Here is a 19,312-nt window from a genome sequence, read left to right as displayed (position 1 = left end):
CCAGCGGATCGACGTGCGCGGAACGCACGACGCCCTCCAGAACGGAACCACCCTCCCCAGCCGACCGCGGCCGACCGACGACGAAGGAGGAGAGAGGCTATGAGTGCAGCCGCAGCGCCGTCCAGAGCTCGGTGCGGGCGGAGACGTCGTCGAGGTCGAGGCCGAGGGCGCGCTCGACGGCGGTGATGCGGTTGCGGAGGGTGTGACGGTGCACGCCGAGGTCGCGGGCGGCGGGCTCCCAGGCGCCGTTGCGGCGGAGCCAGACGCGGGCGCTCTCGAGCAGCACGGCTCCCTCCGGGGTCAGCAGCGGTGCGAGCATCCGGCGGGCGAGCGGTGCGGCTCCGGCGGCGGCGAGGAGCCCGATCATCCCCTCGGCGGCGACGTCCTCGAAGCGGACCACCGTCCTGTCTCCTGTCCGCTCGGCGGCGCGCCGCGCCTCCTCGAGGCCCCGGTCCAGGTCGGACCAGCCGATCGGGGCGGAGGCGCCGGCGCTCGCGCCGTGCCGCTCCAGCACGGCGGTCAGCGGCCCGAGTCCGTCGGCGGCGGCCACGGCGACGAGCGAGCCGTCCCTCTCGGCGAAGAACAGGCGCGCGCCGTCCTCCTCCGCCACGACCTCCAGCTCGTCGAGGAGCGAGTCGCCGTGCACGGGCGTGCTCAGCACGACCACCCGCACCGGCTCGGCGGGCAGCGGGCTCCCCAGGCGCCGTGCGGTGCTCTCGGCGACGTCGAAGGCTCCCGCGGCCAGCAGCTCGAGCAGTCCGGAGCGCAGCTGCCGACGGGAGGAGTCCAGCGCGCGCCGCTGCTCCAGCGCGATGCTCGCCAGGGCTATGACGCTCGCGACGAGGTCGCTGCCCGCCGGGTCCAGGGGCGTGCCGGTGCCCACGGCGAGCACCCCGCGCAGGTGGTCGCGGCGCCCGATCGTCTGCAGCGTCACTCCGCCGCCGTCGTCGAGCCGGAGTCCCGCTCGGCTGCCGCGGGTCAGGGCGTGCCTCGCGGCCGCGGCGACCGCCTCCTCCGCCGGCACGTCGAGCCGGGTGGGCAGGTGCACCCTCTGCCCGGCGGCGTCGTAGAGGGCGACCCAGCAGTCCAGCTGCCGCTCCAGCTCGGTGAGGATCGCCGCGAGCCCGTCCGGCCGCAGCGCCGCGCGGGCGACCCGCCGCTGCGCCTCGAGCGACCACTCCAGCCGCTCGCGCTGCTCCCGCGAGATCACGTCGGCGACGAAGCGGATGATCCCCATGAACGGAGTCAGGTCCGCCACCTCCAGCAGCGGCAGGCCCTGGCGCTCGCACGCCGTGACGAGAGCGGCGGGCACCTCGTCGTGCACGATGCGGGTGGCGAAGCCGAGCGCGCGGATGCCGCGGCCGCGCAGCCGGGCGACGTACTCCTCCGAGAACTCGGCGCTGTCGTGCCCGGTGAAGTGAACGCCGTCGGTCAGCAGCAGCTGGCCCGACTCGAGCCAGGGCGTCGGATCGACGAGGTCCGAGGAGTGCGCCCACACCAGAGGGGCGTCGAGGTCGGCCTCGTCGTGGACCCCGGCGAGCACGCGGAGGCGGAAGGCCGGTTCGGCCAGCAGATCGCGGACGGTCGCGGGCATGCGCGGCTCCCTTCGACGTTCCGTCCATCGTAGGGTCCGCGGATCGACGGATCCGCACGCCCGCTTCCGAGGCGCGCGCGGCACGATGGGGAGCATGACGTCCTCGACCGCCCCCACCGTCCGCGACAACGCCTCGGTCACCGCCGCCGACCGGTCCCGCGTGTTCCACTCCTGGTCGGCGCAGGGCGCGCTGAACCCGCTGCCGATCGCGGGCGGTCTCGGCGCCGAGGTCTGGGACGTCGACGGCACCCGCTACCTCGACTTCTCCAGCCAGCTCGTGAACGTCACCATCGGCTACCAGCACCCGAAGGTCGTCGCCGCGATCCAGGAGCAGGCGGGCGTCCTCACCACGGTCGGCCCCGCCTACGCGAACGAGACCCGCGCCGAGGCGGCCCGCCTGATCACCGAGCGGGCGCCCGAGGGCATGGAGAAGGTCTTCTTCACCAACGGCGGCGCGGACGCGAACGAGAACGCGATCCGCATGGCGCGACTGTTCACCGGCCGCGACAAGGTCGTCTCGCTGTACCGCTCGTACCACGGCAACACGGGAGCGGCGATCGTCTCGACCGGCGACTGGCGCCGCATCCCGAACGAGTACTCCCGCGGGCACGTGCACGCCTTCGGGCCCTACCTGTACCGCAGCGAGTTCTGGGCCGAGAGCCTCGAGCAGGAGTGCGAGCGCGCCCTCCACCACCTCGAGCGCGTCGTGCAGGCGGAGGGGCCGGAGTCGATCGCCGCGTTCCTCCTCGAGACCATCCCCGGCACCGCCGGCGTGCTCACCCCGCCGCCCGGCTACCTCGCGGGTGTCCGCGAGATCGCCGACCGGTACGGCATCCAGCTGATCCTCGACGAGGTCATGGCGGGCTTCGGCCGCACGGGGGAGTGGTTCGCCTTCGACGCCTTCGACGTTTGCCCCGATCTGATCACCTTCGCGAAGGGCGTCAACTCCGGCTACGTCCCGATCGGCGGCGTCGTCATCTCGGATCCGATCGCCCACCACTTCGACGAGCGCGTCTTCCCCGGCGGTCTCACCTACTCGGGCCACCCGCTCGCCGCGGCCAGCGTCGTCGCGACGCTCCAGGCGATGGAGGAGGAGGGGATCGTCCACAACGCGCGCACCATCGGCTCGGAGCACCTGGCCCCCGGCCTGGCGGCGCTCGAGGCGAAGCACGACCTGATCGGCGAGGTCCGGGGCTCCGGAGTGTTCTGGGCGCTGGAGCTGGTCACCGACCGGGCCGCGCGCACCCCGCTGCCGGCGGCCTCCGTCGCCCGCCTCAAGGCCGACCTGCTGTCCCGCGGCCTTCTGCCCTTCACCGCCGACAACCGGATCCACGTGGTCCCGCCGGCCGTCATCACCCCCGCCGAGGTCGCCCGCGGCCTCGGCATCCTCGACGACGCCCTCACCGCCTTCAGCGGCTGACCGCACTCCGTTCCGCAGGCGGCGGCGTCCTCGCGAGGCGTGTCCGGGGATCCGCGTTCCAGCGGATCCGCGTCGCCGTGCGCGACCCGCTCCTCGGGACCCGGCCCCGCGCTGGAGCCGACTGCGGGACGCCGCGCGGGGAGCGACGTCCTGACCAGCGGCGCCGTCGCGAGGCGTATCCGGGGATCCGCGTTCCAGCGGATCCGCGTCGCCGTGCGCGACCCGCTCCTCGGGACCCGGCCGCGCGCTCGGGCCGACTGCGGGACGCCGCGCGGGGAGCGGCGTCCTAACTAGCGGCGTCATCGCGAGGCGTATCCGGGGATCCGCGTTCCAGCGGATCCGCGTCGCCGTGCGCGACCCGCTCCTCGGGACCCGGCCCCGCGCTGGAGCCGACTGCGGGACGCCGCGCGGGGAGCNNNNGTGTCCGGGGATCCGCGTTCCAGCGGATCCGCGTCGCCGTGCGCGACCCGCTCCTCGGGACCCGGCCCCGCGCTGGAGCCGACTGCGGGACGCCGCGCGGGGAGCGGCGTCCTGGCCAGGCGTATCCGGGGATCCGCGTTCCAGCGGATCCGCGTCGCCGTGCGCGACCCGCTCCTCGGGACCCGGCCCCGCGCTGGAGCCGACCGCGGGACGCCGCGCGGGGAGCGGCGTCCTAACCAGCACTGTGCAAGGCGAACGCCGTCACGAACCCGAGCACCGCGTACAGCCCGGTGAGCACGTCGTCGCGGTCGAACGCCTCGGGAATCATCGTGTTCGAGATCATGGCGAGGATCGCGCCGGCGGCGACGGTCGTCACGAAGGCCACGACCGCGCCGGGCGCGGTGGCGAAGACCAGGAAGCCGACCAGCGCCGCGGCGGCCGAGATCGCGGCGATCCCGCCCCAGACGGTGAAGACGTAGCGGGCGGAGCGGCCGTCGGCTTTCATGCCGACCGTCGAGGACAGGCCCTCGGGGAGGTTCGAGATCGCGACCGCGGCGACGATGGGCACGCTGATCGCCGCTCCCGCTCCGCCCTGGGCGACCGAGAGGCCGAGCACGATCGATTCGGGGACCCCGTCGATCAGGGCGCCGGCCGCGATGGCCGCGCCTCCTCCTCCGCCCGACCCCTTCGCGCTCTTGCGGTTCCCCGCGCCGGCGCGGGTGAGCAGCGCGTCCGCGCCGACGAAGACGACGGCTCCCGCGAGCGTGCCGAGGATCGTCGGGAGCAGTCCTCCGTCGTCCGCCGCCTCCTGCACGAGCTCGTAGGCGAGCGCCGAGATCAGCACCCCTGCTCCGAACGCGGAGATCGCGGCGGTGAGCTTCGGGGGCACGCGCACGAACCAGGCGAGCGCGGCGCCGATCAGGAGGGTGGCGCCGCCGATCGCGCCGCTGGCGAGGGCGAGGGTCCAGGGAGGCACGGCTCCACCCTGGCACCGGCGGCGTCCCGTCGCGGCGGGCTTGACGGCGGCGCTCCGGCGGCGCTCGACCCGCCTCCGCCCGCCCCGACAGCTGTCGTGCAGGCGTCGGGCCGCGATGCCCGGCCGATCCTCGGCGATGGAGGGCCGCTCGGGCCGGGCGTCCCCGTAAACTGCCGGAATGGCGGAGTTCAGCGCGAGTGTTTTCCAGAACGAGTTCCTCTCGGACGGCGCCACCGACGTGCACGCCATCGTCACGGTGACCGCGTCCGGCACGGGGGTCGCCGGGTCCGACGGGGCCGCGGCCGAGATCATCATCGTGGACTGCTCCGGATCGATGACCGGCGAGAACATGACGGCCGCGAAGCGCGCCGCCGCCGTGGCCGTCGACCAGATCCTGGACGGTACCTTCTTCGCCGTCGTGGCCGGGTCCGAGCGCGCCGACCGCGCCTTCCCGTACCCCAACGCCACCGTCTCGATGGTGCGGATGGAGCCGGGGGCGCGAGCCGCGGCGAAGGAGGCGATCGGCTACCTCCAGGCCGACGGCGGCACCGCGATGGGCACCTGGCTGACCCTCGCCCGCCAGCTGTTCGCGACCGTGCCGGAGGCGACGCAGAGGCACGCGATCCTCCTCACCGACGGCAAGAACGAGCACGAGTCGCGGATGCAGCTGGACGCGGCGATCCGCGCGGCGTCGGGCGACTTCCAGTGCGACGTGCGCGGCGTCGGCTCCCGCTGGATCGTCGAGGAGGCGCGCACCATCGCGAGCGCCCTGCTGGGCACCGTGGGCCTGATCGCGAACCCGGCCGACATGGCTGCCGACTTCGAGTCGCTGATGCGGGCGTCGATGGGCCGGGGAGTCGCCAACGGTGAGCTCCGCGTCTGGACTCCGCAGGGCGCGCAGCTGCTCTTCATCCGCCAGGTCGCTCCGAACCTCGAGGACCTCAGCTCCCGGCGGAACGCCGTGAACCCGCTCACCGGCGCCTACCCGACCGGCGCCTGGGGCGACGAGTCGCGGGAGTACCACGTGGCGGTCCGGGTCGCGTCGAAGCCGGTCGGCTCGGAGCAGCTCGCCGCGCGGGTGCAGCTCAGCGTGCGCGACGAGGTGGTCGCCTCCGCCCTGGTGAAGGCGCGCTGGACGGACGACTCCGCCCTGACCGCCCGCATCGACCCCGCCGTCGCCCACTACACCGGCCAGACCGAGCTCGCCTCGGCGATCCAGGACGGGCTCGCGGCGAAGGCGCGGGGCGACGAGGCGACCGCCACGGTCAAGCTCGGGCGGGCGGTGCAGCTCGCCTCCGTCACCGGGAACGACGAGGCGACCGCGAAGCTGCGGAAGGTCGTCGAGATCGACGACCCGAACGAGGGCACCGTGCGGCTCAAGCGCGGCGTGGACCGCCTCGACGAGATGGCGCTGGACACCGCGTCGACCAAGACCACGCGGGTGCGCAAGTGAGCTTCCGCTGTCCCGAGGGGCACACCTCCCAGTCCGGCGACTACTGCGACGTCTGCGGGGCGCCCATCGGTGCCGCTGCGGCCCCGTCGCCCGCTCCCGCCGCGCCGACCACCGCGATCCCGACCGGCCCCTCGGTCTGCCCGCACTGCTCGTTCCCGAACGAGCCCGGTGCCCTGTTCTGCGAGAACTGCGGCTACGACTTCACGACCGGCTCCCTCCCCGAGGCCGATCCGTTCACCTCCTCCGGCGCCGTCCGCGCTCCGGGCGAGGTCGGCGGCTCCGCGACGCCGTCGGGGGACCCGGCCCAGCACCTGGGCGAGGCGCCCGCGCCGCAGGCCGATCCCGCGGCTCGAAGCGAGCTGGTCCCGGAGCAGGAGGCCGGCTTCGACACCCCCGTCGCGACCGCGCCGCCCGCCGCTCCGCCGACCGAGGTGATCCCGGAGGCCCCTGCACCCGAGGCCGCAGCCCCCGACGCGGCACCCGGGGCCTCAGCGTCGGAGGAGGAGTCCGCGTCCGCGCCGGCCACCGGCTCCGCCCGCCCCGCCGCCGCTTCCGCGGACCCGGACCGCCCGTGGATCGCCGAGCTCTGGGTCGACCCGGAGTGGTACGCCGAGCAGCGCGCTGACGACCCGATGCCCTCGCCCGGCCCGCCCGCGACCGTCGTCCTCCGCGAGCGCACCCTGCTCGTCGGCCGCCCGTCCGTCTCGCGCGGCATCTCGCCGCAGGTGGACTGCGGCTCCGACTCCGGTGTCTCGCGGCGCCACTGCCAGCTGAGCACCGACGGCTACCGCTGGTGGGTCGAGGATCTGCAGTCGGCGAACGGCACGTACCTCGCCCCGGCCGGGGCTCCGCTCCCGCAGTCGCCGATCGCCGCCGGTCAGCGCCGCGAGGTCGAGGAGGGCGATCGGATCTACGTGGGCGCCTGGACGCGGATCGTGCTCCGTCCCGCGTTCCCCGGCGAGGCCTAGGGCCCCGCGCCCGGTCGGTCAGCGACCGGCGAGCGCTCCGAGCATCCACGACAGCGCCGCGATCGCGCCGACGCCGACCACGCTCGAGCCGATGATCACGGAGCGCCGGATCCGTGCCGCGCGCGAGTCCGAGGCGGTCGGCGCGCCCGAAGCCGAGCCCGTCGTCATCCCGCCGCGGAGCCGGTGCGCGACCTCGTCGGCGGTCGGCCGCTTCTCCGGGTCCCTCTGTGTCATCGAGGTCAGCAGCGCCCGCCACTCCGCCGGCAGGGCGTCGGGCACGGAGGGGCTGCGGTGGAGGCGGGCGATCGCCGCCTCGAGGACGGTGCCCGAGTACTCCCGGTGACCGGTGATCGCCTCGAGGAGGACCAGGCCGAGGGAGAAGACGTCGCTCGCTCCGCTGATCGGCTCGCCCGCGACCTGCTCCGGGCTGACGAAGCTCGCGGTGCCGATCACGACGCCGTCGCTGGTGAGGCGGGAGCCGTCCATGAAGTGGGCCACGCCGAAGTCGGTGAGCTTGGCGGTGCGGGTGTAGCCGCTGGAGGCGACCTCGCTGACCAGGATGTTCGCGGGCTTCACGTCGCGGTGCACGACGCCGCGCTCGTGCAGGTAGGCCAGGGCCTCCGCGAGCTGTGTGCCGATCGCCGCGACCTCCGCCGCCGGGAGGGGGCCGGACTCGAGCCGCGCCTCCATCGTGGGGTCGGCGACGAGCTCCATCACGACGTAGCGGCGGACCTCGCCGCCGAAGTTGTGCAGCCCCGCGTCGAAGAGGTTGACGATGCCGGGGTGGGCGAAGGAGCTCAGCATCCGCACCTCGCGCTCCTGGCGGGCCACGTCCTCGGGGTTCGAGGCCTCCGCGCGGAACACCTTCACGGCGACCTCGCGCTGCACGGTCTCGTCGCGGGCCCGGTAGACCGAGCCCATCCCGCCGGAGCCGATGCGCTCGATCAGGTAGTAGCGGCCGGCCACCTTCTGCTGGGCGGCGTTCGCGGCGACGGTACTCATGGCGATCCCGCCTTCCGCTCGAACGGTGCGCTCCGGAGCGCACGAGGTGGGCGCCTGCGACGACGGTACCGCGGGGCGGCGCCGGCCGGGTCGGCGGAACGGGGGGATTGACACTCCCGGCCCCGGACGGGGGGACGAATGGCCGCTCAGCGCACCGATCGGCATCCCCCGCCGCGGGGTCAGCGGAGGCCGCTGCGCGCGAAGCCCTGCACGAAGTAGCGCTGGAACACCAGGAACAGCACCACCATCGGCACGACGTTCACCAGGGCGAACGCCATGGTCGCTCCGTAGTCGCTGCCGAACTGCCCCTGGAGGAAGAGCAGCCCGATCGGGAGCGTGAACAGCGCGTTCTCCTTCAGGGCGATGAGCGGCCAGGCGAAGTCGTTCCAGGAGCCGAGCAGCGACATGAAGAAGAGCACGGCGATGAGCGGCTTCGAGAGGGGGAGGACGATGGCCGTGAACACGCGGAAGTGCCCGGCGCCGTCGATCCGGGCCGCCTCGATCAGGTCCCGCGGGATCGCGAGGATGAACTGCCGCGCCAGGAACAGCCCGAACGCCGACGCCGCCGTCGGCAGGATCACCGCCCAGTAGCTCCCGTAGAGGCCGAGGTCGGTGACGAGCCGGAACAGCGCCACCATGATCACCTGCACGGGCAGGGTGAGCGTCGACAGGGCCAGGAGGAAGAGCACGCCGGATCCGCGGAACCGCAGCTGCGCGAAGGCGTAGCCGCCGAGCAGGTTGATCGTCACGGTGATCAGGGCGGTGACCAGGCTGATCGCGAGGGAGTTGCCGAACCAGGTCGCCACGGGGAACGACGAGAACACCCGCTCGAAGTTCACCAGCGTCAGCTCGCGCGGCCAGAGGCGGAGGGTGCCGCCGAGCAGCTCGGACCGCGAGGAGAACGCGACGACGACCATCCAGTACAGCGGGAAGACGATGACCACCGAGACACCGAGGGCGAGGGCGAGGCGGAGCAGGCGCGAGGTGCGCGACGTGCGGATCATTCGACGAGGTCCCTCGAGCGGTTGGTGCGCCACTGCACCGCGGTGAAGATCATGGTCAGGATCAGCAGCACGATGCCGATGGCCGCGGCGTAGCCCTGGTCGCGGGTGACGAACCCGGTGTCGTAGGCGTAGGTCACGAGCACCGAGGTCGCGTTCTGCGGTCCGCCGCCGGTGAGCACGAAGACGATGTCGAACACCTGGAACGAGTAGATGACGTTGAGGATGAGCAGGAAGAACGACGACGGGCCGACCAGCGGCAGCGTCACGTGGCGGAACTGCTGCCACGCGTTCGCTCCGTCGAGCCGGGCCGCCTCGTAGAGCGCCGGGTTCACCCCCTGCAGCCCCGCCAGGTAGATCAGCATGTTGAAGCCGGTGCGCCACCACAGGGTGACGAGCACCACGGAGGCGAAGGCCGCCGCTCCGCCGGACTGCCAGGCGATGCGGGGGAGGCCGATCGTCTGGAGCATGCCGTCGAGCACGCCGCTGTTCTCGTCGAAGATCAGCACGCCCATCAGCGCCGTCGCCACTCCGGAGACCGCCATCGGCAGGATGAGGATGCTGCGGAACACCGGCCGCGCGGGCAGCACCGAGTTCATCAGCACCGCCGCGCCGAGGCCCAGCGCCATCGAGAGCGGGGTCACGATCAGGGTGAACAGCGCCGTGTTCAACGTCGAGCGCCAGAAGAGGCCGTCGCCGAGCAGCCGCGCGTAGTTGTCGAGTCCGACGAAGACGCCGTCGCCGAAGCCGTTCGTGCGCTGGAAGCCGATCAGGAACGCGCCGCCCAGGGGGACGAACACGAACAGGCCGAGCATCAGCAGGTTCGGCGCGAGGAACGCGTAGGCGGCCGCCGTCTCGCGGGCGGGGGCGCGGGAGGTGCGCCGGGGGCGGGCGGTCACCGCCTCCGGCGCGAGGACCGACCGGCTCACTGCGTCGCGGCCGCGATGCCGGAGGTGAGGCCGGCGATGGTGTCCTCGGTGCTGCGCCCGCCGACGAAGGCCTGCTCCAGCTGCTCCTTGAGCACCGTGATGATCGCGGCCATGTCGGGCGAGGCGACTTGCGCCGAGTCGGACGCCTGGACGGTGCCCGCCTGGCCGAGGAACACCTCGGCGAGCTCGGGGCGCACGGCGAACTCGATGCCCGACTCCGTGAGGTCGCGACGGGTGGGGAGGAGGGAGGCGCCGGCGCAGAAGTCGCGCATCGCCTCCTCCTCCGTCACGAACGCGAGGAAGGAGGCGGCCAGCTCCGGGTTCTTCGCGGCCTTGGTCGCGACGAGGGCGTTGCCGCCGAAGTCGCCGCCTCCGCGCACGTTGCGCGGGGAGTAGGTGGCGCCCCACTCGAAGTCGAGGGTGGAGTCGGCGTCGGGGATGAGGAACGCGCCGGCGAAGGTCATCGCGGTGGTCTGCGAGTACCAGAGGTCGCTGGCGTAGGTGGTCGCCTGCACGGAGCTGCTCGGCGGCACGAGGCCGTCGGTGAAGAAGCTGCGGCTGAAGTCGATCGCGGCGCGGCCGGCGGCGGAGTCGATCGCGGGCCCGGACAGGTCCTCGGTGAGGAAGCGGCCGTCGGCCTGGAAGAGCAGGCTCAGCCAGCGGGTGACGCCGTTGCCCTGCCAGTTGTAGGCGAAGGGGTAGCGCTCGGCGGGGAGCGAGGCGCGCAGCTTCCGCCCGACCTCGGTGAACTCCTCCCAGGTCCACGCCTCCTCGGGCGAGGAGGGGAAGGAGGTGACGCCCGCGTCGGCCAGCACCTGCGTGTTGTAGAGGATCAGCGAGGTGTCGGTGTGGTGGGGGACGCCGAAGGGGCTCCCGCCGCTCTGCACCGCGGCCCAGGCCGGATCGGTGAACCGCTCGGCGACGTCGGAGTCGAGGAAGCCCGACAGGTCCAGGAGCTGGTCGCGGCCGGCGTAGCTGCCGAACGTGTAGTACGGGACCCGGAAGACGTCCGGCGGGTTCCCCGCCTGCAGCTGCGCGTCGATGTTGGTGAACATCTGCTCGTACGGGACCGCGTTGAGGGTCACGGTGGCGCCGGCGTTCGCCGACTGGAACGCGTCGATCGCGCGCTGGAAGCCGGCCAGCTCGGCGTCGGTGCCCCAGGTGGTGAAGGTGAGGGTGTCGCTGCCGGCGCTCGCCGCGGGGCCCGCGGGGGCGAAGCCGCAGCCGGAGAGGACCGGGACGGAGGCGGCGACGCCGAGCGCTCCGAGGAAGCGGCGGCGGTCGAGGACCGCGCGTCCGAGCTGCGAGAGGTCGAGAGCCCCCGAGGGGAGCCCCTTGCTGGTCAGGCCCATGACGGCCTCCTTCCGGGGGCCAGCGGCAGGCTCCCGGGGGCAGGCTATTCCGGCAGGGCCGCGGGTATCGCGGCTGGACGGATCGGCCGATCCATGAGAGGAGCGGCCGATCCGCGCGGCGGGCGTTCAGCCGCGGCGGCCGAGCATCCCCTCGAACGAGCCGTCGAGCGCCCAGGGGTCGGGCGTGGAGCCCGAGCGGGAGGAGCGGGCGGCTTGATCGGCCAGCTCGCGTCCGGCGCGCTCGATGCGCGAGGGCAGCGCCCGTCCGTCCTCGGTCGCGCCGCCCCAGTCGTCCGTCGCCGCGAACACGGTGGTCGCGAGGGGCGCCGCGTGCAGGTAGGTGAAGAGCGGGCGCATCGCGTAGTCGACGGCCAGGGAGTGGCGGGGGGACCCGCCCGTGGCCGCCAGCAGCACGGGCAGGCCGCGCAGCGCCTCCGTGTCGAGCACGTCGACGAACGACTTGAAGAGCCCGCTGTAGCTGGTGGTGAAGATCGGCGTCACGGCGATCAGGCCGTCGGCGCCGGCGACCGCGTCGAGCGCGGTCTGCAGAGCGGGGCTCGCGAAGCCGGTGAGGAGGTTGTTCGTGACGTCGTGCGCGAGGTCGCGCAGCTCCACGACGCTCCGCTCGACGGCGAAGCCCTGCTCGGTGAGGGAGGACTCGGCGGCGTCGGTCAGGCGGTCGGCGAGCAGCCGGGTCGAGGACGGCTGGCTGAGGCCGGCCGAGAGGACGGTGATCCTGCGGGTGTCCATGGAGAGCTCCTGACTAGACGGTGACGGGCTCGGCCGCGGGCTGCGCGTCGCGCGCGGCCACGAGGGAGGCGTGGGTGGGGGCGTCGGGCACGTGCGAGGGGCGGCCCTCGGCGAAGCCGGCGCGGAGGGCGGGGAGGATCTCGCCGAGCATGTCCATCTGCTCCAGGACGGTCTTCAGCGGGAGTCCCGCGTGGTCCATCAGGAAGAGCTGGCGCTGGTAGTCGCCGACGTACTCGCGGAAGCCGAGGGTGCGGTCGATGATCTGCTGCGGGGAGCCGACGGTGAGCGGGGTCTGCTCCGTGAAGTCCTCCAGCGAGGGGCCGTGGCCGTAGACGGGGGCGTTGTCGAAGTAGGGGCGGAACTGCGAGACCGCGTCCTGCGAGTTCTTCGCCAGGAAGATCTGCCCGCCGAGGCCGACGATCGCCTGGTCGGCGGTCCCGTGGCCGTAGTGCTCGAAGCGCTGGCGGTAGAGCTGCACCATCTTCTGGGTGTGCGAGGCGGGCCAGAAGATGTGGTTCGCGAAGAAGCCGTCGCCGTAGTATGCGGCCTGCTCGGCGATCTGCGGGGAGCGGATCGATCCGTGCCACACGAACGGCGCGACGCCGTCGAGGGGGCGCGGGGTCGACTGGAAGCCCTGGAGGGGCGTGCGGAACTGGCCCTCCCAGTCGACGAAGTCCTCGGTCCACAGGCGGTGCAGCAGGTCGTAGTTCTCGATCGTCAGCTCGATGCCGCGGCGGATGTCCTTGCCGAACCACGGGTAGACGGGGCCGGTGTTGCCGCGGCCGAGCATCAGGTCGACGCGGCCGCCGGCGAGGTGCTGGAGCATCGCGTAGTCCTCGGCGAGCTTCACCGGGTCGTTCGTGGTGATGAGGGCCATCGCGGTGGAGAGCGTGATCCTCTCGGTCTTCGCCGCGAGGTAGCCGAGCGTGGTGGTGGGGGAGGAGGACCAGAACGGCGGGTTGTGGTGCTCGCCCAGGGCGAAGACGTCGAGGCCGATCTCCTCCGCCTTCAGCGCGATCGCGAGGGTCGCCTGGATCTTCTCGGACTCGGACGGGATCCGTCCGGTCGTGGGGTCGGTCGTGATGTCGCTGACCGTGAAGATGCCGAACTGCATCAGGCGCTCCTTCTGTCCTCCGGCCCGGTGGGGCCTGGTCCATGCGTTTGCATGTACATCCTCATTCAACCACGTGCGGCCGGATCTATTCCCGTGGATCCCCGGGCCTCCGCCGGCCTGTCGGAGGACGGCGCCGGTGCCGTGCCCGGACGTCGCCGACCCGCCCCGCTCGCCCCGCGGCCGCCCGAAACATCCCCGCAATACGCCCCGCACTAGAGTCGTGCCATGGGTGACCTCTTCGACGGATACGGGTCCCAGAAGGTCGAGCGGCCCGACACGGGCGCCACCCCCTGGGACGAGATGTTCGCCGACGTGGCGTCGACCGGAGGCCCCGACGGGGTCCGCGGCGCCTACCGCGACATCTACTTCTCGCTCGCGCGGATGACCCAGGAGGAGCTGCGCGGCCGCACCGACGCGCTCGCCTCCTCCTACCTCGCGCAGGGCGTCACCTTCGACTTCGCGGGGGAGGAGCGGCCGTTCCCCCTCGACGCCGTCCCCCGGGTGATCGAGCGCGCCGAGTGGAACGAGGTGCAGACCGGCATCAAGCAGCGGGTCCGTGCTCTCGAGGCGTTCCTCGCCGACGTCTACGGCCCGCAGAACGCCGTGGCCGACGGCGTCATCCCCGCCGGGCTGATCTCGAGCTCCAGCCACTTCCACCGGCAGGCCGCGGGCATCGTCCCCGCGAACGGCGTGCGGATCCAGGTGTCCGGGATCGACCTGATCCGCGACGAGAAGGGCGGCTGGCGGGTCCTCGAGGACAACGTCCGCGTGCCCTCCGGCGTCTCCTACGTCATCTCGAACCGCCGGGTGATGGCGCAGACGCTGCCCGAGCTGTTCGTCTCGATGCGGGTGCGCCCGGTCGGCGACTACCCGAACAAGCTGCTGCAGGCACTGCGCGCCTCCGCCCCCGACGGCGTCGACGACCCGACCGTGGTCGTGCTCACTCCGGGCGTCTACAACTCCGCCTACTTCGAGCACACCCTCCTCGCCCGCCTCATGGGCGTCGAGCTGGTCGAGGGCCGCGACCTATTCTGCACGGGCGGCAAGGTGTTCATGCGCACCACCTCCGGCCCGACCCGGGTCGACGTGATCTACCGCCGCGTGGACGACGAGTTCCTCGATCCGCTGCAGTTCCGCGCCGACTCGATGCTCGGCTCACCCGGGCTGATGCTCGCGGCCCGGCTCGGGAACGTCACGATCGCCAACGCGGTCGGCAACGGCGTCGCCGACGACAAGCTCGTCTACACCTACCTGCCCGACCTCATCCGCTACTACCTCTCGGAGGAGCCGGTGATCAAGAACGTCGACACGTGGCGGCTCGAGGATCCGGGAGCGCTCGAGGAGGTGCTCGACCGCCTCGACGAGCTCGTCGTGAAGCCGGTCGACGGCTCCGGCGGCAAGGGCCTGGTCGTGGGGCCGGCCGCCTCGGGGAAGGAGCTCGCGGAGCTGCGCTCCCGCCTCCAGGCCGACCCGCGCGGCTGGATCGCGCAGCCGGTCGTGCAGCTCTCCACCATCCCCACCCTCGTCGACGACGGGATGCGTCCCCGGCACGCCGACCTTCGGCCCTTCGCCGTGAACGACGGCACCGACGTCTGGGTGCTGCCCGGCGGCCTGACCCGCGTCGCGCTCCCGGAGGGGCAGCTCGTCGTCAACTCGTCGCAGGGCGGCGGATCGAAGGACACCTGGGTGGTCGGCCTCGAGGAGGCGCGCAGCGCCGAGCCCGAGGCGCGCGACATCCAGGCGCTCGTCGCCGAGCAGGCCGCTGTCACCAGCTCCATCCCGATCGTCTATCCGCTCAACCACACGCCCGACCACTCGCCGCAGGACGCACCGAACACCGACCAGGACCAGCAGCAGCAGCAGACGCTCGCGGCGGGGGAGGACGACTGATGCTCTCCCGGATCGCCGAGTCGCTGTTCTGGATCGGCCGCTACATCGAGCGGTCCGACGGCACCGCCCGCATCCTCGACGTCCACCTGCAGCTCCTGCTCGAGGACCCGTGGATCGACGAGGACACGGCCTGCCGCTCGCTCCTGTCGGTGATGGGCTCGACCCCGCCGGACGACATGCGCGAGATCACCCGCGCCGACGTGCTGGCGATCCTCGCGATCGACCGCACGAACCCCGCCTCGATCGCCTACTCGCTCGGCGCGGCCCGCGAGAACGCCCGCCGGGCGCGCGAGATCGTCTCGACCGAGCTCTGGGAGTGCCTCAACACCACGCGCACCCGCATGCCGCGCCGCGTCTCGGGCGAGCGGGTGTCGGAGTTCTTCAGCTGGGTGCGCGAGCGCTCCGCCCTCGCCGTCGGCATCATCGAGTCGGCGACCTCGCGCGACGAGGCCTGGCAGTTCTTCACCCTCGGCCGCTCGATCGAGCGCGCCGACATGACCGCCCGCCTGCTCGCCACCCGCTCGCTGACCGAGGCGAGCGGCCCCTCCTGGACCACGATCCTCCGCTCCTGCGGCGCCTACGAGGCGTACCTGCGCACCTACCGGGGCGTGCCGAGCGCGCGGAACGCGGCCGAGTTCCTCCTCCTGGACCGGCTGTTCCCGCGCTCGATCCTCTTCTCGGTCTCGCGGGCGGAGGCGTGCATGCGCGACATCGAGCCGCGCACCGGCCGCATCGGCCACTCCGGCGACGCGCAGCGCGTCCTCGGGCGGATCCGCAGCGAGCTGGAGTTCCGGCCGATCACCGACATCCTCGAGGACCTGCCGCGGCACATGGACAGCGTGCAGGAGGCGACCTCGGCCGCGTCCGAGGCGATCCGCCAGCGGTACTTCCCCACCAACGTCATGCCGAGCTGGATCGGGGAGGCGCTGTGAGCAGGCTGCGCATCAGGCACACCACGGGCTTCACCTACGCGGGGGACGTGGTCGCGTCCTACAACGAGGCGCGGATGCTCCCCGCCTCCTCGGACGGGCAGCTGGTGCTGTTCTCGAACCTCGACATCCGGCCGGTGACCTCGGTGCACGCCTACACCGACTACTGGGGCACCCGCGTCTCGTCGTTCGACGTGCTCGACGCCCACCGCGAGCTCTCGCTGACGGCGACCTCGCTCGTCGAGATCCGGCCGAAGCAGCACCCCGACCACCCGACCGGGTGGGATCAGCTGTCCGAGCAGGTCGAGACGCGCACCGAGTACGTGGAGCAGTCGAAGCAGACCCACCGCACCGCGCCGCCGGAGGACCTCGCGGCGATGGCGCGCTCGCTCGCGGACGAGGCGGCCGGGCCGTGCGAGGCCGCGCTCACGATCGCCGAGACGATCGGCCGGGCGATGACCTACCGGCAGGGCGTCACCGGCGTGCACTCCACCGCGACGGAGTCGTGGACCGCGCGAGAGGGCGTCTGCCAGGACATCACGCACATCGTCCTCGGGGCGCTGCGCTCGGTGCGCATCCCGGCGCGCTACGTCTCGGGCTACCTGCACCCCAAGCCGCACGCCGAGATCGGCGAGACCGTGGTGGGGGAGTCCCACGCGTGGGTCGAGTGGTTCTGCGGAGGAGCCTGGCGCGGCTACGACCCGACGAACCTGATCGACATCGGCGACCGCCACGTCATCGTCGGCCGCGGCCGCGACTACAACGACATCGCGCCGCTGCGCGGGGTGTTCGCCGGGCCCCGCTCGTCGAAGCTCTTCGTCCGCGTCGAGATCACCCGCGAGGCCTGAGGGCGGGCGGCGGTCGCGCCCCGCGTCGGGGGCGACCCGTCGAGTGGGCGGTCCGCGGATCCGCCCGGCGTGCGGACCGGCCGGCGGAGCCTAGGCGCGCGGGCGCAGCAGGGGGACTCCGCCGGTGGCGGGCAGAGCCTCCGGCCCGGGGGCCGCGAGCCGGGCGGCGCGGCGCAGGCGGAGGTGGAAGGCGAGTCCGATGGCGGCCGCCGCGATCCCGGAGGCGGCACCGACCAGCATCGCCTGGCGCGGACCGTAGGCGTTCGCGACCCAGCCGATCAGCGGTGCGCCGATCGGGGTGCCGCCGACGAAGATGGCCATGTACAGCGCCATGACCCGGCCCCGCATCTCGGGGGCGGTCGAGAGCTGCACGTAGCCGTTGGCCGAGGTCATCAGCGTCTGCGCCGCGATGCCGACGAAGGGGAGCAGGATCGCGAACGCCCAGACCGTCGGCATGACGCCGGCCAGCGCGAGCGCGACGCCGAACGCCGCGGAGGCGCCGACGATGAGCCGGAGCCTCGGGCGATCGCGGCGAGCCGAGAGGAGCGCCCCCAGCACCGAGCCGACGGCGATCGCGGAGGAGAGGAGGCCGAACTCGCTCGCCCCCATGTCGAACTCGACCGTCGCCATCGTCGAGGCGAAGATCGGGAAGTTCAGGCCGAAGGTGCCGATCAGGAACACGATCGCGAGCACCACGAGGATGTCCGGCCGCTTCGAGACGTAGCGGAACCCCTCCAGCAGCGCACCCGGGCCGCGGGTGGCCCGCGGGGCGCTGCGGAGCTGGTCGCGGTGCAGCGCGCGCAGCGAGAGCAGGACGGCGAGGAAGCTCGCGGCGTTGAGGAGGAAGACCCAGCCGGAGCCGACCGCGGCGATGAGCACGCCCGCGAGGGCCGGTCCGATCATCCGCGCCGAGTTGAAGGAGGCCGAGTTCAGCGAGACGGCGTTGGTGAGGTCGCGCTCCTCGACCAGCGCCGAGACGAACGTCTGGCGCACGGGCGCGTCGATCGCCGCGGCGAAGCCGAGCAGCAGGGCGAAGAGGTAGACCATCCAGAGCTGGACGACCCCGGTCACGACGATGAGTCCCAGGCCGAGCCCGAGCGCGCCCATCGCGCCCTGGGTGGCCATCAGGAGCTTCCGCCGGTCGAAGCGGTCGGCGATGAAGCCGGAGAAGGGGACCATCACGAGCTGCGGTCCGAACTGCAGCGCCATGGTCACGCCGAGCGCCGTCGCGTCGTGGCCGGTCAGGTCGTTGATCACGATCCAGTCCTGGGCCGTCCGCTGCATCCAGGTGCCGACGTTCGAGACCATCGCGCCCGCGAACCAGATGCGGTAGTTCGGCACGGCGAGGGAGCGGAACATCGCGCTCATCGGTCGGCCACCGCGCGCAGGACCGCCGCCGCGTCGTGGAGCAGGCGCAGGTCCTCGGGAGGGAGCTCCTCGAGGCGCGCCACGAGCCACGCGTCGCGGCTGCGGCGCACGTCGAGCACCAGTGCGGTGCCGGCCCCGGTGGGGCGGATGCGGGTGACGCGGCCGTCGGCGGGGTCGGCGAGGCGCTCCGCGAGTCCTTCGTCGACCAGGCAGCCGACCGTGCGGGTCATCGAGGGCGGGCGGACCCGCTCCGCCTCGGCCAGCTCGCCGAGGGTCTTGGCGCCCTCGCGGTGCAGGAGTGCGAGCACGCTGAACTGCGGATCGCTGAGCTCGTGCTGGGCCTTCTCCTGCCGGAGCCGCCGTCCGAGCCGGCCGACCGCTGCCCGCACCTCGCCCGCGAGGGAGGTCAGCGGGAGATCGGTCTGCAGGGTCTCGGTCGATGGCACATAGTTAGCCTAACAAAAGAACTGCCGCTCAGGCGGAGGTCCGCGCGGTCCGCACCGCTCCGATGCTCGCGGCGACCACGAGCGCGATCCCGACGGCCTCGACGGCGCTGAGGCGCTGACCGAGCACGAGGAATCCCGAGAGCGCGGCCGCCCCGGGGGAGAGCGACATCAGGATCGAGAAGGTGGAGGAGCGCAGGCGCCGCAGCGCCAGCAGCTCCAGCGCGTAGGGCACCGCGGAGGAGAGCACCGCCACGGCGAGCCCGAGGAGCAGCACCGGCGGCACCACCAGGGCGGGCCCGGCGGAGGCGAGGCCGAACGGCAGCGACACGATCGCGCCGGCCGCCAGCGCCAGCGCGAGCCCGTCGATCCCCTGGAACCGCCCGCCGGTGCGGCCGGCGAAGACGATGTACGCGGCCCAGAGCACTGCGGCCCCCAGCGCGAAGCCGACGCCGACCGGGTCCAGCGCGGAGAACCCGCCCTGCGACAGGGTCACCACCCCGGCCAGCGCGAGCACCGCCCAGACCAGGCTCAGCACGCTCCTCCCGGCGATCACCGAGAGCGTCAGCGGCCCGAGCACCTCGAGGGTGACGGCGGCGCCCTGCGGGATCCGGGCGATGGCCTCGTAGTAGCAGGCGTTCATCCCGCCGAGGGCGAGACCGTAGGCGGCGACGGTGGCCCAGTCGCTCCGGCTGTGGCCGCTCAGCCGCGGACGGCAGACCAGGAGCAGAACGACGGCCGAGAACACCAGCCGGAGCGTGACGGTGCCGATCGGCCCCGCGGCGGGGAAGAGCAGCACGGCGAAGGAGGCGCCCAGCTGCACGCTCGCGACCGACCCGAGCACCAGGCCGATCG

At 73.0% G+C, this 19,312-nt stretch carries 17 protein-coding genes; 6 read left to right on the top strand and 11 right to left on the bottom strand.

Going from position 1 to position 19,312, the window contains the following annotated elements; genetic code table 11:
- Positions 1-97 precede the first annotated feature (97 nt).
- Positions 98-1,594 carry a PucR family transcriptional regulator gene (locus C5C33_RS14485; RefSeq protein WP_181136261.1) on the bottom strand — a complete coding sequence of 499 codons (1,497 nt, stop codon included), beginning with the start codon at positions 1,592-1,594 and terminating at the stop codon, positions 98-100.
- A 94-nt stretch (positions 1,595-1,688) separates the two neighbouring features.
- Here C5C33_RS14485 and C5C33_RS14480 point away from each other — a divergent pair, with 94 nt between their 5' ends.
- Positions 1,689-3,014, top strand: a complete 1,326-nt coding sequence (locus tag C5C33_RS14480; RefSeq protein WP_104261455.1) for an aspartate aminotransferase family protein — start codon at positions 1,689-1,691, stop codon at positions 3,012-3,014.
- A gap of 652 nt (positions 3,015-3,666) precedes the next feature.
- Here C5C33_RS14480 and C5C33_RS14475 read toward each other — a convergent pair.
- On the bottom strand, positions 3,667-4,410 hold the full coding sequence (locus C5C33_RS14475; protein WP_104223842.1) for a ZIP family metal transporter: 744 nt from the start codon (positions 4,408-4,410) through the stop codon (positions 3,667-3,669).
- A gap of 178 nt (positions 4,411-4,588) precedes the next feature.
- Here C5C33_RS14475 and C5C33_RS14470 point away from each other — a divergent pair, with 178 nt between their 5' ends.
- The gene (locus tag C5C33_RS14470; protein ID WP_104261454.1) at positions 4,589-5,863 is read left to right on the top strand and encodes a VWA domain-containing protein; all 1,275 of its coding nucleotides are present in this window, start codon (positions 4,589-4,591) and stop codon (positions 5,861-5,863) included.
- Complete coding sequence (locus tag C5C33_RS14465; protein WP_104261453.1) at positions 5,860-6,831, top strand: FHA domain-containing protein; 972 nt, start codon at positions 5,860-5,862, stop codon at positions 6,829-6,831. Before C5C33_RS14470 ends, C5C33_RS14465 begins: the two co-directional genes overlap by 4 nt.
- Before the next feature lie 18 nt (positions 6,832-6,849).
- Here C5C33_RS14465 and C5C33_RS14460 read toward each other — a convergent pair whose 3' ends face one another.
- From C5C33_RS14460 to C5C33_RS14435, 6 genes are all read right to left on the bottom strand, one after another.
- Positions 6,850-7,833, bottom strand: a complete 984-nt coding sequence (locus tag C5C33_RS14460; protein WP_181027112.1) for a serine/threonine-protein kinase — start codon at positions 7,831-7,833, stop codon at positions 6,850-6,852.
- A 179-nt stretch (positions 7,834-8,012) separates the two neighbouring features.
- Positions 8,013-8,837, bottom strand: a complete 825-nt coding sequence (locus C5C33_RS14455) for a carbohydrate ABC transporter permease (protein ID WP_104223846.1) — start codon at positions 8,835-8,837, stop codon at positions 8,013-8,015.
- Complete coding sequence (locus C5C33_RS14450; RefSeq protein ID WP_244229482.1) at positions 8,834-9,733, bottom strand: carbohydrate ABC transporter permease; 900 nt, start codon at positions 9,731-9,733, stop codon at positions 8,834-8,836. The genes C5C33_RS14455 and C5C33_RS14450 overlap by 4 nt, the downstream gene beginning before the upstream one ends.
- A 26-nt stretch (positions 9,734-9,759) precedes the next feature.
- The gene (locus C5C33_RS14445; RefSeq protein WP_104223847.1) at positions 9,760-11,115 is read right to left on the bottom strand and encodes a sugar ABC transporter substrate-binding protein; all 1,356 of its coding nucleotides are present in this window, start codon (positions 11,113-11,115) and stop codon (positions 9,760-9,762) included.
- Positions 11,116-11,241: 126 nt separating this feature from the next.
- The gene (locus tag C5C33_RS14440) at positions 11,242-11,865 is read right to left on the bottom strand and encodes an FMN reductase (RefSeq protein ID WP_104261452.1); all 624 of its coding nucleotides are present in this window, start codon (positions 11,863-11,865) and stop codon (positions 11,242-11,244) included.
- A 13-nt stretch (positions 11,866-11,878) separates the two neighbouring features.
- Positions 11,879-12,979 (bottom strand): LLM class flavin-dependent oxidoreductase, encoded by a 1,101-nt coding sequence (locus tag C5C33_RS14435; RefSeq protein WP_104261451.1) that lies wholly within the window; start codon positions 12,977-12,979, stop codon positions 11,879-11,881.
- A 225-nt stretch (positions 12,980-13,204) separates the two neighbouring features.
- Here C5C33_RS14435 and C5C33_RS14430 point away from each other — a divergent pair, with 225 nt between their 5' ends.
- The 3 genes from C5C33_RS14430 to C5C33_RS14420 are packed head-to-tail and all read left to right on the top strand — an operon-like array spanning position 13,205 to position 16,646.
- On the top strand, positions 13,205-14,869 hold the full coding sequence (locus C5C33_RS14430; RefSeq protein WP_104261450.1) for a circularly permuted type 2 ATP-grasp protein: 1,665 nt from the start codon (positions 13,205-13,207) through the stop codon (positions 14,867-14,869).
- Positions 14,869-15,801, top strand: a complete 933-nt coding sequence (locus tag C5C33_RS14425; RefSeq protein WP_104223851.1) for an alpha-E domain-containing protein — start codon at positions 14,869-14,871, stop codon at positions 15,799-15,801. Before C5C33_RS14430 ends, C5C33_RS14425 begins: the two co-directional genes overlap by 1 nt.
- Entirely contained in the window at positions 15,798-16,646 is an 849-nt protein-coding gene (locus C5C33_RS14420; protein ID WP_104261449.1) for a transglutaminase family protein, read from the top strand. Before C5C33_RS14425 ends, C5C33_RS14420 begins: the two co-directional genes overlap by 4 nt.
- A gap of 90 nt (positions 16,647-16,736) precedes the next feature.
- On the opposite strand, the gene C5C33_RS14415 is transcribed toward C5C33_RS14420, so the two are convergent.
- Genes C5C33_RS14415 through C5C33_RS14405 form a run of 3 tightly spaced genes read right to left on the bottom strand, consistent with a single transcriptional unit; the run spans position 16,737 to position 19,301 of the window.
- A complete protein-coding gene (locus C5C33_RS14415; protein ID WP_104226202.1) occupies positions 16,737-18,014 on the bottom strand; it encodes an MFS transporter in 1,278 nt (425 codons plus the stop codon).
- Positions 18,011-18,460: a MarR family winged helix-turn-helix transcriptional regulator gene (locus C5C33_RS14410; RefSeq protein WP_258063346.1), complete on the bottom strand. Its 450-nt coding sequence runs from the start codon at positions 18,458-18,460 to the stop codon at positions 18,011-18,013. The genes C5C33_RS14415 and C5C33_RS14410 overlap by 4 nt, the downstream gene beginning before the upstream one ends.
- A gap of 28 nt (positions 18,461-18,488) precedes the next feature.
- A complete protein-coding gene (locus C5C33_RS14405) occupies positions 18,489-19,301 on the bottom strand; it encodes a DMT family transporter (RefSeq protein WP_258064158.1) in 813 nt (270 codons plus the stop codon).
- Positions 19,302-19,312 lie beyond the last annotated feature (11 nt).

This window comes from Rathayibacter sp. AY1H3 (assembly GCF_002932015.1).
Note: the sequence above shows the minus strand (reverse complement) of the source record. Positions and strands in the feature narration are given on the sequence as shown.